We start from the raw sequence: 14,743 nt of genomic DNA on the forward strand, positions 1-14,743 counted from the left end.
GAACGAGGATAAAGACGATGGCCCACCCCTTCCTGCCGGTGTCCGCCACATGAGCCTGGCATTCATCGATTTTCTCACCTACGTGCTGTTCGGCCTGAAGATCCTCGCGATCGTCCTGGCCTCGCTGATGTTCCTGCTGGGCCTGGATGACCTGTTCATCGACCTGTGCTACTGGGGCCGCAAGCTTATCCGGCGTTTTCGCATCTACGACAAGTACGAGAAAGCCGACGAAAAACGCCTGTACGAGGTACCGGAGAAGCCTCTGGCCATCATGGTCCCAGCCTGGAACGAAGTGGGCGTGGTCGGTGAGATGGCGCGCCTGGCTGCCTCGACCATCGACTACGAGAACTACCAGATCTTCGTCGGTACCTACCCCAACGACCCGCAAACCCAGGCCGATGTCGACGCGGTGTGCCTGCACTACCCCAACGTGCACAAGGTGGTCTGCGCCCGCCCCGGCCCTACCAGCAAGGCCGACTGCCTGAACAACATCATCGACGCGCTGCTGCGCTTCCAGCAGGACGCCGGCATCGAGTTCGCCGGCTTCATCCTGCACGACGCCGAAGATGTGATCTCGCCCATGGAACTGCGCCTGTTCAACTACCTGTTGCCGAACAAGGACATGATCCAGATCCCCGTGTACCCCTATGCACCGGAATGGAAAGGTTTCACCGCCGGCCACTATGTCGACGAGTTCGCCGAAAACCACGGCAAGGACGTGATCGTGCGCGAGGCACTGACCGGCCAGGTGCCCAGCGCCGGGGTCGGCACCTGCTTCAGCCGCCGCGCCATCAGTGCGCTGCTCGAGGACGGCGACGGCATCGCCTTCGACGTGCAGAGCCTCACCGAAGACTACGACATCGGTTTTCGCCTGAAGCAAAAGGGCATGAAGTGCATTTTTGCCCGCTATTCCATCACCGACCCGGCGCTGACCCTGAAGCAGGAATGGCGCCCGGGCATGAGCCGTGAATTCGCCCAGGTGATCTGCGTGCGCGAGCACTTCCCGCGCGACTGGCAGCATGCCATACGGCAGAAGTCGCGGTGGATTGTCGGCATCGTCTTCCAGGGCACCAGCAACCTGGGCTGGAGCCGCAAGGGCGCGCTCAACTACTTCCTCTGGCGTGACCGCCGCGGCCTGTTCGCCTACCTGCTGAGTTTCCTGGTCAACCTGTTGCTGCTGGTGTTGCTGGCCATGTGGCTGGTCACGGTGATTGCGCCAGAGTCGTGGCGCTTCATGTCGATCCTCAGCGACAGCTGGCTGCTGACCACTTTGCTGTGGCTGAACGGGCTGATGCTGTTCAACCGCCTGTTCCAGCGCGCCTGGTTCGTCACCCGCTTCTATGGCATCGGCGAAGGCTTGCTGTCGGCGCCGCGGATGATGTGGAGCAACTTCGTCAACTTCTTCGCCAACCTGCGTGCCCTGCGCCAGGTGATGGAAATGGGCGACTCGCGGCGTGTGGCCTGGGACAAGACCACCCACGAATTCCCCGCCATCGCCGCCCCCGCTCGCACGCCGCTGGGCCAGCGCCTGGTGGCCAAGGGTCTGATCAGCGACGAACAGCTGCAACAGGCGATCACCAGCCCGGTACGCCGGCGCCTGGGCCGCGAGCTGCTGCTGCGCGGCTGGCTGAACAGCGAACAGTTGGTGGCCACCCTGGCCGAGCAACTGGACCTGCCCTGGGCACCGCTCAACCCGTTCAAGCTCGACCCGCAACTGATCGCCAAACTGCCGCGCAAGCTGGCGACGCACTATGGCGTGCTGCCAGTGGCCGAAGACGGCGACACGCTGGTGCTGGCCAGCGAAAGCCCGGTGAGCCAGGTGTCGCTGGGGGTAATCAGCCGCCACCTGAAGCGCCCGGTCAGCGCCCGCCTGGCGCCCCAAGGCCGGGTGACCCTGGGCCTGCGCTACCACTACCCAAGCCCTTGGCAGAAGCCGGAAACCCGCGAGATGCTGGCCATCCTCGCACGCCACCAGGATGACGAAGCGCTGCTGGAGCGGGTCAGCCACCACCAGGTAATGCTCGGCGCGCTGCTGCAGGTGCGCGGCATGGTCCCGGTCACCCTGTTCAACCAGGCGCTGATCGACTTCGACCCGGAACACCAGAGCCTCGGCGAGCACCTGATCGCCCGCGGCATCATCACCGAGCAGGTGCTGCAGCAGGCCCTGACCGAACAGGCCAGCGAACAGCAGGCCGCCTTTGACCTGACCCGGGAGGTGGCATGAAGCCGCGCTTTTCCCTCACCTTCACTGGCCTGTTGCTATGCTCCGCCGCCCTGCCCGCCTCGGCTTCGGCGCCGATGACCGACTTCCAGCGGTTCACCAGCTACCCGTTCATGGAGCGCAGCTACCGCGAAGCGAAGAAGGACAACTGGGCCGAGGTCGAACGCCTGACCCGCCACGTGCTGGGCCGGGTACCGAACAACGACGAAGCCCGCACGCTGCTGGTGGAGGCCCTGGCTCACCAGCGCCGCTACAAGGAGGCCGAAGCCCTGGCCGAACAGCTGGACGGCAGCCCCGAATACGCCAACGCCCTGCTTGAACTGCGCCTGACCTGGATCGAACAGGACCCGCCGCCGGCCAGCCAGGTGGAACAATGGCTGGCCACCAGCGATGGCACCAATCGGGTGCGCCTGTGGCAGGCCTACAGCCTGAGCCTGGCGAAATTCGGTGGCGCCGCCAAGGCGCTGGACTGGCTCAACCAGTTGCCACCACAGAGGGACGGCCAGGTGCTGCGCCTGGCCCGGGCCAACTTCGCCGAACAACTGCGCAACTGGAAGGAAACCATCGAACAGCTGCAGCCGCTGGCCGACCAAGGCCAGTTGCCCGCGCAGGACTGGCAGCGCCTGGCCAATGCCTATATCCAGCAGGTGGATGAAAAAGGGCTGAACGCGCTGCTGCCCAGCGCCCCTTCCCCTGAAGCAGCCAACCAGGCCCGCCTGGCCATGGCCAACCGCGCCATCGCTGTCGGCCAGAACCAGCAGGCCCAGCGTTGGCTGCAAGCACTGCCGGCCGCGCAGCTGAACCAGCCAGAGCAGCGCCAGCAACTGTGGGAGCTGGCCCGCGAAGGCCACGACGCCCCCTTGGTACAGCGCCTGAGCAACCAACTGCAACGCCCCTGCCTGGAAACCGTCGACTGGCTGTCGCGCCGCGACCCGGAGCTGGCGCGCGAGCAGTTCAAGGGCTGCACCGCCAGCACCGACCCAAGGGCCTACGCCGTGCTCAGGCAACGCCTGTACGGCGACCCGCCACAGCCCCCTCAACCACGCACCGCCGCCGAATGGGAGCAACGCTATCGGCAGAGCGGCGACCTGGCCGCGCTGGAGCAGGCCACCTTCCTGCTGACGCAACAGGGCCACGGCGAACGCGCCCGGCAACTGCTGGAGCAAGCCTACGACCGTCACCAGGGCCGCCTTGCGCCGTCACTGCTGCAGCGCCTGGGCAACCTGTATGCGCGTAACGACGGGCCGCTGGACAGCCGCCGCATGCTCAGCCTGATCCCTCGGGTCGACGCCGGTACTCGTGCCCAGCTGCTCGGCCGCCTGGCCGAGGCTGGCCAGTGCGATGCCGTGCGCCAGGCCGTACCGGCTACCCCGAGCGAACCTGGCCAGTACCGCGCCCTGGGCCGCTGCGCCATGCCCGACCAGCCCGGCGAAGCGGTGGTCTACTACCAGGCCGCCGAGCGCCTGGGCGACAGCGGCAACCGCCTGCCACTGGCGTACGCCCTCGAGGCAGCCGGGGATTCCGAGGCCGCCCTGCCCATCTGGCGCAGCCTGCCCGACAGCGCCTGGACCGACAACGCCCGCCTCACCGCCGCCCGTGGCGCGCTGAACGCTGGCGACGCGCAAGCGGCCCGGCGCTATTGGGACGCTGCCGCGCACAATGGCGCCGACGACTGGGCCCTGGGTGCCGCCATCGCCCAGCGCCAGGGCGATTACCAGGCCGCGCTGGGCTTCCAGCGCCAGGCCCTGGCGCACAACCCGCGGGCTGACCACTACTACGCCGCCTCCAGCACCGCGCTACTGGCCGGCGACAGTGCCCAGAGCAGCGCCTGGCTGGCCGAAGCCGTGCGCCTGGCACCCGACCAGCCACGCTACCGCGCCGACTACGGCATGCGCCTGGCCGGCTCGACGGACAAGGTCCAGCGCCGCCAGTCGATCCCCTACCTGGAACGCGCCACCCACGACTTCCCCGAGGACTACCGCCTTGGCGAAACGCTGGCCCTGCGCTATGACGAAGCCGAAGACAGCGCTTCGGCGCGCCGGGAACTGCGCCGCATCCTCGATGTGGAGCAGGACCTGGTCGACGGCGACGACGAATACGGCAGCCTGGAGGCCCGCAAGTACCGCCAGCGCCGCGCCCACGAAAGCCTGTCGCGACGCGACACCATCACCCTGGCCAGCACCTGGTCGCCGGCCGGCACCTCGACCAACGACAAGTTCCTCGACAATGGCCAGCGCAGCGGCACTTCGCGCCGCGCGCAATCGCAGAACGTGCAACTGGCCATGTGGGACCACGCCCTGGGCGAAGAGCCCAGCCGCAACGGCAGCACCCTGTCGGTGTATGGCCGGGTGCTGTTCGGTGGGCAAAGCCGCACCGACTATGCGCAAAGCATGGGTACCGGCGTCGGCCTGCGCTACAAGCCACTCGGCCAGGCCAACCTCAATCTGTATGCCGAGCTGTACCACCAGCGACAGATCGACGAAGAGCACTACCGCGGCCTGAGCCTGGGCCAGTTGCTGAGCCCGGCCAAGGTCGGTGGCAACTGGGGCGATTTGCGTCACCACGCCGAATCGAGCAACGACCTGCTGTTGCGTGCCACCGCCTCGTTTCTCGACCAGGGCGACTGGCGCAACGACTGGCGCGTCGATGAAGACGACTGGAACGAGCGCTTCCTCTATCTCGACGCCGCCTGGTGGACCCGTGCCGGCGACCACGCCTGGCTGTCGCGCTACCAACAGGGCCACGCCTGGAAGCTGCCGGGCAGCTCACCGCAAACCATCATGCCCTATGGCTTTGTCGAGTTTTCCAGCCAGGACCCGAGCAACGACTGGCGCCAGGACACCCGGGCCGGGGTTGGTGTGCGCTGGCAATGGTGGTTCGATGACGATCGCTACAACGCCTACCGCGGTTCGCTGAAAGTGCGTGCCGAGTACCAGCAATCGCTGGGCGGCAATCTATACGAGCGCGCCAACGGCGTGCTGGTCGGTGCGGAGATGACCTTCTGATGCGTACGTTCCTGGCCCTCTGCCTGCTTGCTCTGTGCCTGCCGGCCAGCGCCGATCAGCGCCTGTTCTACCAACCCCTCAACCGCGATGCCAATGTCACCCCCGCCCAGTGGCAGCAACTGTGGCACGCCACCGTGGCCCAGGGCGGCAAGACCTTGATCGTGCAATGGAGCGCCTATGGCGACAGCGATTTCGGCGGCGCCCAGGGCTGGCTGGCCAACAGCCTGCGCAGCGCGCGTGCCCAGGGGCTGCAACTGGTGCTGGGGCTGTACATGGACCCGGCCTACTACCAGCGCCTCGACGAGCTGGATGGCGAAGGCCTGAACAGCTACTGGAAAGCGCAGCTGGGGCGCTCGCTCAGCCAGTACCAGCAACTGCGCCAGGGGTGGCAGTTGCCGGTGGACGGCTGGTACCTGCCCATGGAGCTGGACGACCATCATTTTCGCGAGGCCGAACGCCGTGATGCCCTGCACAGCCAGTTGCAGGCCTTCAACCGGCAGCTGGACAAGCCATTGCACATCAGTGCCTTCAGCGCCGGCAAACTGTCGCCGCGAGTCAATGCCGCCTGGCTGGATCAACTGGCCGGGCTGGGCTTGACTGTGTGGTGGCAGGATGGCGCCGGGACCGGGCGCTTGCCCGCGTTGGTACGCCAGGGTTACGAACAGGCCTTGCCATGCCGGGTGGGCGTGGTGCGCGAGGCGTTCCGCCAGGTGAGCGCGCCAGGGCAGGCGTTTCGGGCTGAGCCTTCCCAACCGAAGCTGACCGGCGGGTGCCATGCCGAGGCGGTGTTCGACCTGCGTTACCGGCCATGGGCCCGGGGTGTTCTGCCCACCAATTGAGTCTCCAGGCCCGGCCTCTTCGCGGGTAAACCCGCTCCCACAGGGACCGCACAGATTTCCAGTGCTGTGGGAGGCCTGTGGGAGCGGGTTTACCCGCGAAAGGGCCAGGCCTGGTAAAGCAGTACTCTCAGGAGCCCAGCGATGTTCAAGACCATCGAAGCCCACGTTCGCAAACAGGTCGCCCCCGCCGCCCTGCGCGCCGAATTCCGCCAGCACGAATTCGAAGCCATGCGCCCGTTCTGCCTGCTGGTGTTCTGCGTCAGCATCCTGATCTGGCTGGTGTTCGACCTGATCGTCAGCTTCCTCGGCGGCCAGGGTTTCACCTGGCTGTCCTATCTGTTCATCACCCTGCTCATCAGCCTCACCGTGGTGCTGCGCTTTACCCGTCGCAGCCATCACTTCGACGTGCTCAACCTGCTGTTCATCGCCACCATCACTGTGGGCATGCGCCTGGTGATCGATGGCATCCCGGTGACCCTGCGCCCGGTGTGGCTGGTACTCGGGGTCTCCACCGTGCTGTATGCGGTGTCGGTGCTCCCGGTTCGGCGCTGGTCGTTCTTCTGTGCCATGGCCATCACCTGGTTGGTGCTTAACCCGTTCTACCACACCCGTATCGAAGCGGACGCGCTCGAAGGCGCCATGCTGTTCAGCTACGCGGTGTTCCTCAGCGGCCTGGTCATCTACAGCTACCTGCAGATGCGCAAGGCCAAGCTGCACAACTTCTATCTGTCCAAGGTGCTGCTGGAACAGGCCTATGTCGACGCCCTGACCGAAATCCCCAACCGCCGCTCGTTCATGGCCCAGGCGGGCCGACAGCTGCGCCTGGCAACGGCCGAGCAGTACCTGGCGATGATCGACATCGACAACTTCAAACGGGTAAATGATCGTTTCGGCCATGACGTGGGCGATGAAGTGCTCAAGCGCGTGGCCCTGCATATCAAAGTGAGCATGGCCGGTTACGAGTTTGCCCGACTGGGCGGTGAGGAGTTCGCGATCTTTTTCCACGGGCTGGACCAGCAAGGCGCCGAGCAACGGGTGGCGGCGTTGTGCCAACGGGTGCGCGAGGACGTTGGCGAGCACCCGGTGACTATCAGCATCGGCCTGGCCCGGGTGGACCAGGGCGACAGCCTGACAACGGCGCTGGTGCGCGCCGACCAGGCGCTGTACGAGGCCAAGCACAGTGGCAAGGACCGCTTTGTGCTGTGGTCCAGCCAGCTGGCAGAGCAGGGTTAGCAGGCCCGGCCCTTTCGCGGGTAAACCCGCTCCCACAAGTGCGCCACAGTGGTTGAAATCTGTGCGGTCCTTGTGGGAGCGGGTTTACCCGCGAAAGGGCCGGCACAGGCAACCCATCACCCGGCAGGCAAGCGAATCCGGAACTGTGCCCCACCCAGCGCCGACTGCGCCACGGTCAAGGTGCCGCCTTGCCCCTCGATCGCCCGCCGGCTGATCGCCAACCCCAGGCCAAACCCGCCGGTATTGCGGTCGCGGCTACGGTCCAGGCGGTAGAACGGCTGGAAAATCCGTTCGCGCTCCTCCACCGGAATACCAATCCCGTCATCCTCGACCGTTACCAGGCAGGCACCATCCTCTTCCAGGCGCAAGCGCAGCAACAGGCTCTCGTCGCAGTAACGCATGGCATTGCGCACCAGGTTCTGCACCGCCCGTGCCGTCAGCCGCGGGTCCAGCACAAAACGCGGCAAATCACCCTCGGCCCGCACCTCCCACTGGATACCCCGGCCATCGAGTTCCTCGGCAAAGCCACCGAGCACGCTGTCGACCAGCTCCAGCAACGACACCTCGACCCGCTCGCGGGCCTGGTCGGCGTTGTACAGCCGGCTGTAGGACAACAGCTCCAGCACCAGCTCATCCAGCTCCCGCACATGCCCCACCAGCCCCAGCAGGCGTTTGCGGCTGGCCGGCGGCACTTCGTCGAACAGCAGCACCAGGCCGAAATCCAGCCGGGTCAGCGGCGTGCGCAGCTCGTGCGACACTGCATTGAGCAGCTCGCGCTGCTGGTTGACGTGGCGCTCCAGGTCACTGGCCATGGTGTCGAACACCCCGGCCAGCTCACCGATGTTGGAGTGCGGTGAAATGTGCGTACGCTCGGCCATCTGCCCCTGGCCCAGGCGCCGGGCGGTTTCCTTGAGGCGCTCCAGGTCGCGCCAGTGCGGCCATACCCACAGCAGCAGGCAGCCGAGCATGGCCGCACCGATCAGTACGGTCACGCCCCACGACAGCACGTTGATGTCCAGCGGGTCTGGCGGTGAGTGCAGGCGCACCAGCCATTCCTTGTCCAGCGGCGCCAGCACCGTCTCGTAATAACCCCATTCGGCAATGCGCACGGCGTACAGGCCGTGCTCCAGGCGCGCCTGCTCATCCTCGCTCAAGTCGGCCTGGTCCATGCGCAGCAGCTGCAGTTCCAGCGGCGCGAAATCACTGGCCAGCTCCTGCTCCACTGCCGGCCACTGCTCGCGCGGGGCCTGGCGGAACTGGCGCACGATCAACGACTGCACGCCCTTGGCCTGGTCCAGGTTGTAAGCCATGAAGCGGTCCTGGAACAGGCCGACGATGGTGTCAGGGATGAACAACAGCGCACCGGCATAGGCGACGATGATCACCAGGTACAGCCGCACCAGTATCTTCAGCATGGGCGGTCAGCACTCCCACTCGACGCGGCTGAACAGGTAGCCCTTGCCCCACACGGTCTTGATCTTGCGCGCTTCGCCGGCGTTATCGTCGAACTTGCGCCGCAGCTTGGAGATGGCTACATCCACCGAGCGGTCAGTGCCGTTGAACTCGATACCACGCAGCTGCTGCAGGATGCGGTCGCGGTTCAGCACTTCGCCAGCATTGCGCGCCAGTACCACCAGCAGGTTGTACTCGCCGCTGGACAGCTCCACCTCTTCGCCGCGCCAGCTCACGGTGCGCTCGGCCAGGTCGATGCGCAGGCCACCGATCAGGATCAGGTCGTTGTCCAGGCGCGGCTCGTTGACGCTGCTGCGGCGCAGCAGGGTGCGCACGCGGGCCAGCAGCACACGCGGCTCGCAGGGCTTGGTCACGTAGTCGTCAGCGCCCATTTCCAGGCCCAGGACCTGGTCGTGGCTGTCATCGCGGGCGGTCAGCATCAGGATCGGCAGGCCCTGCGACTCCTGGCGCAGCAGGCGGCACAGCTGCAAGCCATCGATGCCCGGCAGCATCAGGTCGAGGATGACCAGGTCAGGCTTTTGCCGACGATACTCGTCCAGCACATGATCGCCACGGGCGATCACCTGAACATGGAAGTCGTTGCGTTGCAGGTAACTGGCGATCAGCTCGGACAGGGCGCTGTCGTCTTCGACCAGGAAAATATTCGGCATAGGCGCTTGGGAATCTGGGTTGAGGTAGGCCTTGCCGGCCTCTTCGCGGGTAAACCCGCTCCCACAGGGACCACACAGTTTCCAGATGCTGTGCGGTCCCTGTGGGAGCGGGTTTACCCGCGAAGAGGCCGGCACAGGAATACTCAGGATATAGAACACTACAGGTAGACAGGATTGTTCTTCACACTTTTTCACACTCGTCCTACAGGTATTAACAGCCACCCAAGGAACGCCTGCCGTAGCATACAGGCGGTCATCATCGGAAGATCCGTATGTCTACTACCCTCCCCCCACGCCTGCGCCCATTGGCGCTTCTGGCGTTTCTGAGCCTGTCCCTGGCCGGCTGCGACGACAGCGCCGAACAGGATGAGCAAGCCCCCACCCCGCAAGTGCGGGTGGAAACCCTGCAACTGCAGCCACTGGCCATCAGCAGTGAGCTGAGCGGTCGCATCCTCGCGCCGCGCACCGCCGAAGTGCGCGCGCGGGTCGCGGGCGTGGTGCTCAAGCGGGTATACCGCGAAGGCAGCGACGTCAAGCAGGGCGATGTGCTGTTCCTGATCGACCCGGCACCGTTCAAGGCCGACCATGACAGTGCCCGCGCCACCCTGGCCAAGGCCGAGGCCACCCTGTACCAGGCGCGCCTGCAAGAGCAGCGCTACCGCGAGCTGGTCGACGACAAGGCCGTCAGCCGCCAGGAATACGACAACGCCAAGGCCAGCTACCTGCAGGCCGATGCCGCAGTGGCCGAGGCCAAGGCCGCTCTGGAGCGCGCCCGCCTCAACCTCGGCTACGCCACCGTGACCGCGCCGATTTCCGGCCGTATCGGCCGCGCCCAGGTCACCGAAGGTGCGCTGGTCGGGCAGAACGAGACCACGCCGCTGGCGACCATCCAGCAACTGGACCCGATCCACGCCGATGTCACCCAGTCGACTCGCGAACTCAACGCCCTGCGCCGCGCCTTGCGTGCAGGCGAGCTGCAGCAGGTCGGTGACGGCCAGGCCCGTGCCACGCTGATCCAGGACGACGGCAGCACCTACCCGCTGCCGGGCAAGCTGCTGTTCTCCGACATCAGCGTCGACCCCAGCACCAACCAGATCACCCTGCGCAGCGAGTTCCCCAACCCGGACCTCGACCTGCTGCCCGGCAGCTACGTGCGCGTGCGCCTGGAGCAGGCTGTTCAGCCCAAGGGCCTGAGCGTGCCGCAGCGCGCCATCCTGCGCGACAGCGCCGGCGTGCCCAAGGTGCTGGTGGTCGACCCGCAGGCCCGGGTCAGCGACCGCCAGGTCGTACTGGGCAGCGCCCAGGGCGACCGCTGGATCGTCAGCGAAGGCCTGGCCCCCGGCGAGCAGGTAGTGGTCGAGGGCCTGCAACACGTCAAGGCCGGTGACCAGGTGCAGGTCGACAACGCATCAGGGGCACCGCCCATCGCACAGCACACTGGCCAGTGAGGGCCTGACTCATGCCGCAATTCTTCATCGACCGCCCGGTATTCGCCTGGGTGGTCGCCCTGTTCATCCTGCTGGCCGGTGCCCTGGCCATCCCGCAGCTGCCGGTGGCCCAGTACCCCAACGTGGCACCGCCGCAGGTGGAGATCTACGCCGTGTACCCGGGCGCTTCGGCGGCGACCATGGACGAGAGCGTGGTCAGCCTGATCGAGCAGGAGCTCAACGGTGCCGACAACCTGCTGTACTTCGAGTCGCAGAGCAGCCTGGGCAGCGCCACCATCACCGCCACCTTTGCCCCGGGCACTAACCCGGACCTGGCCCAGGTTGACGTGCAGAACCGCCTGAAGGTGGTCGAGTCGCGCCTGCCACGCCCGGTGACCCAGCAGGGCCTGCAGGTGGAAAAGGTCTCCACCGGCTTCCTGCTGCTGGCCACCCTCACCTCCGAAGACGGCAAGCTCGACGAAACCGCCCTGTCGGATATCCTCGCGCGCAACGTGATGGACGAGATCCGCCGCCTCAAGGGCGTCGGCAAGGCCCAGCTGTACGGTTCGGAACGTGCCATGCGCATCTGGATCGACCCGCGCAAGCTGATCGGCTTCAACCTTACGCCCAACGACGTGGCCGAGGCCATCGCCGCGCAGAACGCCCAGGTGGCCCCCGGCAGCATTGGTGACCTGCCCAGCCGTAGCACCCAGGAAATCACCGCCAACGTGGTGGTCAAGGGCCAGCTGAGCAGCCCCGAGGAGTTCGCTGCGATTGTCCTGCGCGCCAACCCGGACGGTTCCACGGTGACCATCGGCGATGTCGCCCGGGTCGAGATCGGTGCCCAGGAATACCAGTACGGCACGCGCCTGAACGGCAAGCCGGCCACCGCCTTCAGCGTGCAGCTGTCGCCGGGCGCCAACGCCATGGAAACCGCCACCCTGGTGCGGGCGAAGATGCAGGACCTGGCGCGCTACTTCCCGGAAGGCGTCAAGTACGACATTCCCTACGACACCTCGCCATTCGTCAAAGTGTCGATCGAGCAGGTCATCAACACCTTGTTCGAAGCCATGCTGCTGGTGTTCGCGGTGATGTTCCTGTTCCTGCAGAACCTGCGCTACACCCTGATCCCGACGCTGGTGGTGCCGGTGGCGCTGATGGGGACCTTCGCCGTGATGCTCGCCATGGGCTTCTCGGTCAACGTGCTGACCCTGTTCGGCATGGTGCTGGCCATCGGCATCCTGGTCGACGATGCCATCGTGGTGGTGGAAAACGTCGAGCGGATCATGGCCGAGGAAGGCCTGCCGCCCAAGCAGGCCACGCGCAAGGCCATGGGCCAGATCAGCGGCGCGATCGTCGGTATTACCCTGGTGCTGGTGGCGGTGTTCCTGCCCATGGCCTTCATGCAAGGCTCGGTGGGGGTGATCTACCAGCAGTTCTCGCTGTCGATGGCCGTGTCGATCCTGTTCTCTGCGTTCCTGGCGCTCAGCCTGACCCCGGCGCTATGCGCCACCCTGCTCAAACCCGTGGCCAGGGGCGAGCACCATGAACGCAAGGGCTTCTTCGGCTGGTTCAACCGCCGCTTCGAAGGCATGAGCAACGGCTACCAGCGCTGGGTGATGCAGGCGCTCAAGCGCAGCGGCCGCTACCTGCTGGTATACGCGCTGCTGCTGGCGGTGCTGGGCTATGGCTTCAGCCAGCTGCCCACGGCGTTCCTGCCCACCGAAGACCAGGGCTACACCATCACCGACATCCAGCTGCCGCCAGGTGCCAGCCGCATGCGCACCGAACAGGTGGCGGCACAGATCGAGGCGCACAACGCCGAGGAACCGGGCGTGGGCAACACCACCTTGATCCTGGGTTTCAGCTTCTCCGGTAGCGGGCAGAATGCGGCACTGGCCTTCACCACGCTCAAGGACTGGTCCGAACGCGGTGCCGACGACAGCGCCCAGTCGATCGCCGACCGCGCAACCATGGCCTTCACCCAGCTCAAGGACGCCGTGGCCTACGCTGTGCTGCCGCCGCCGATCGATGGCCTTGGCGAGTCGACCGGCTTCGAGTTCCGCCTGCAGGACCGCGGCGGCATGGGCCATGCCGAGCTGATGGCCGCCCGCGACGAGCTGCTGGCCAATGCCACCAAGAGCAAGGTGCTGACCAACGTGCGCGAAGCCTCGCTGGCGGAAAGCCCGCAGGTGCAGCTGGAAATCGACCGCCGCCAGGCCAATGCCCTGGGCGTGTCGTTTGCCGATATCGGCACGGTGCTGGACGTGGCCGTGGGTTCCAGCTACGTCAACGACTTCCCCAACCAGGGCCGTATGCAGCGGGTGGTGGTGCAGGCCGAAGGCGACCAGCGCAGTCAGGTCGAAGACCTGCTGAAGATTCACGTGCGCAACGACAGCGGCAAGATGGTGCCACTGGGCGCATTCGTCCAGGCCAGGTGGGTCAGCGGCCCGGTACAGCTGACCCGCTACAACGGCTACCCGGCGGTGTCGATTTCCGGCGAGCCGGCAGCCGGCTACAGTTCGGGCGAAGCCATGGCCGAAATCGAGCGCCTGGTGGCTCAGCTGCCGGCCGGCGCCGGCCTGGAATGGACTGGCCTGTCGCTGCAGGAACGGCTGTCCGGCAGCCAGGCACCGATGCTGATGGCGCTGTCGTTGCTGGTGGTGTTCCTGTGCCTGGCAGCGCTGTACGAAAGCTGGTCGATCCCCACGGCAGTACTGCTGGTAGTGCCGCTCGGCGTGCTCGGTGCGGTGCTGGCGGTGACCCTGCGCGGCATGCCCAACGACGTGTTCTTCAAGGTCGGCCTGATCACCCTGATCGGCCTGTCGGCGAAGAACGCCATCCTGATCATCGAGTTCGCCAAGAGCCTGACCGACCAGGGTGTCGATGCCGTCGATGCCGCCGTGCAGGCCGCGCGCCTGCGCCTGCGGCCGATCGTGATGACCTCGCTGGCGTTCATTCTGGGCGTAGTGCCATTGGCCATCGCCAGCGGCGCCAGTTCGGCCAGCCAGCAGGCGATCGGCACCGGCGTGATCGGCGGCATGCTCAGCGCCACCCTGGCGGTGGTGTTCGTGCCGGTGTTCTTCGTGGTGGTGATGCGCCTTGCCAAGCGATACCAGGCGGGTAATGCCGACACGCAGGCCGTGACCCGCGAAAGCTGACTGGACAAGCCCCGCGTGAAATGGGAGGGTTCCCGGCAATGACTGCCCGGAACCCTTTTTCATGCCTGATGCCCTGCCCTCCTGCTCCATCCTCATTCTCGCCGGTGGCCGCGGCCAGCGCATGGGCGGCCGTGACAAGGGCCTGCTCGACTGGCAGGGCGAACCGCTGGTGGCGCATGTGCAACGCGTGGTACGGCCACTCAGCGATGATCTGGTGATTTCCTGCAACCGTAATCAGGAGGCCTACCGGGCGTATGCCGACCAGTTGGTGGGCGATGCCGAGGCTGACTACCCCGGGCCGCTGGCGGGGGTGATTGCCGGGCTCAAGGTGGCGCGGCATGAATGGGTGGTGCTGCTGGCCTGTGATGCGCCGCTGGTTGACCGGGAGTTGATCGAGGACCTGCTGCGCTTGGCGGTGGCCAGTGACAGTGCGGCCATGGTGCGCCAGAGTGGGTACTGGCAGCCAATGTTCAGTGTGCTGCCACGCCGGGTATTGCCGGTGCTGGAGCAGGCCTGGGCGGCGGGTGAGCGGAGTTTGCAGAAGGCCTTGCTGCGTGAGGCCGTGCAGGGGCTGGCATGTGCCGACAATGATCGCAGGTTGAGCAACTTCAACAGCCCGGAGTTGTTGCAAGGCTGAGGTCATCTACTGCCTGTGTTGGCCTCTTCGCGGGCACGCCCGCTCCCACAGGTTCTCCACTGCTCTTGAGGCCTGTGCAGTACCTGTGGGAGCAGGT

General features: G+C 66.1%; 9 protein-coding genes. 7 read left to right on the forward strand and 2 right to left on the reverse strand.

What is annotated here, in order from left to right:
• Positions 1-49 precede the first annotated feature (49 nt).
• The 4 genes from nrfB (at position 50) to ACIQYU_RS12745 (ending at position 7,298) form a co-directional block, all read left to right on the forward strand.
• Positions 50-2,224 carry a cyclic di-3',5'-guanylate-activated glycosyltransferase NrfB gene (gene nrfB, locus ACIQYU_RS12730; RefSeq protein WP_207832544.1) on the forward strand — a complete coding sequence of 725 codons (2,175 nt, stop codon included), beginning with the start codon at positions 50-52 and terminating at the stop codon, positions 2,222-2,224.
• A complete protein-coding gene (locus ACIQYU_RS12735; RefSeq protein WP_241105602.1) occupies positions 2,221-5,226 on the forward strand; it encodes a phage receptor in 3,006 nt (1,001 codons plus the stop codon). Before nrfB ends, ACIQYU_RS12735 begins: the two co-directional genes overlap by 4 nt.
• Positions 5,226-6,065 (forward strand): DUF4434 family protein, encoded by an 840-nt coding sequence (locus ACIQYU_RS12740; RefSeq protein ID WP_402800159.1) that lies wholly within the window; start codon positions 5,226-5,228, stop codon positions 6,063-6,065. The genes ACIQYU_RS12735 and ACIQYU_RS12740 overlap by 1 nt, the downstream gene beginning before the upstream one ends.
• Positions 6,066-6,206: 141 nt before the next feature.
• Positions 6,207-7,298 (forward strand): diguanylate cyclase, encoded by a 1,092-nt coding sequence (locus ACIQYU_RS12745; RefSeq protein WP_241105604.1) that lies wholly within the window; start codon positions 6,207-6,209, stop codon positions 7,296-7,298.
• Positions 7,299-7,414: 116 nt separating this feature from the next.
• Here ACIQYU_RS12745 and ACIQYU_RS12750 read toward each other — a convergent pair whose 3' ends face one another.
• Positions 7,415-8,713: an ATP-binding protein gene (locus ACIQYU_RS12750; protein ID WP_207832533.1), complete on the reverse strand. Its 1,299-nt coding sequence runs from the start codon at positions 8,711-8,713 to the stop codon at positions 7,415-7,417.
• A gap of 6 nt (positions 8,714-8,719) precedes the next feature.
• On the reverse strand, positions 8,720-9,421 hold the full coding sequence (locus tag ACIQYU_RS12755) for a response regulator transcription factor (protein ID WP_003259958.1): 702 nt from the start codon (positions 9,419-9,421) through the stop codon (positions 8,720-8,722).
• A gap of 272 nt (positions 9,422-9,693) precedes the next feature.
• Between ACIQYU_RS12755 and ACIQYU_RS12760 the strand changes: the two genes are divergently transcribed.
• The 3 genes from ACIQYU_RS12760 to mobA all read left to right on the forward strand — a co-directional run bounded on the left by ACIQYU_RS12760 (position 9,694) and on the right by mobA (position 14,646).
• On the forward strand, positions 9,694-10,869 hold the full coding sequence (locus ACIQYU_RS12760) for an efflux RND transporter periplasmic adaptor subunit (RefSeq protein WP_207832532.1): 1,176 nt from the start codon (positions 9,694-9,696) through the stop codon (positions 10,867-10,869).
• Positions 10,870-10,880: 11 nt separating this feature from the next.
• Entirely contained in the window at positions 10,881-14,009 is a 3,129-nt protein-coding gene (locus tag ACIQYU_RS12765; RefSeq protein ID WP_233687662.1) for an efflux RND transporter permease subunit, read from the forward strand.
• A 61-nt stretch (positions 14,010-14,070) separates the two neighbouring features.
• A complete protein-coding gene (gene mobA, locus ACIQYU_RS12770) occupies positions 14,071-14,646 on the forward strand; it encodes a molybdenum cofactor guanylyltransferase MobA (RefSeq protein ID WP_207832530.1) in 576 nt (191 codons plus the stop codon).
• Positions 14,647-14,743: the final 97 nt, after the last annotated feature.

The organism is Pseudomonas sp. NPDC096925, assembly GCF_044762545.1.
In the GTDB taxonomy this organism is placed as follows: domain Bacteria; phylum Pseudomonadota; class Gammaproteobacteria; order Pseudomonadales; family Pseudomonadaceae; genus Aquipseudomonas.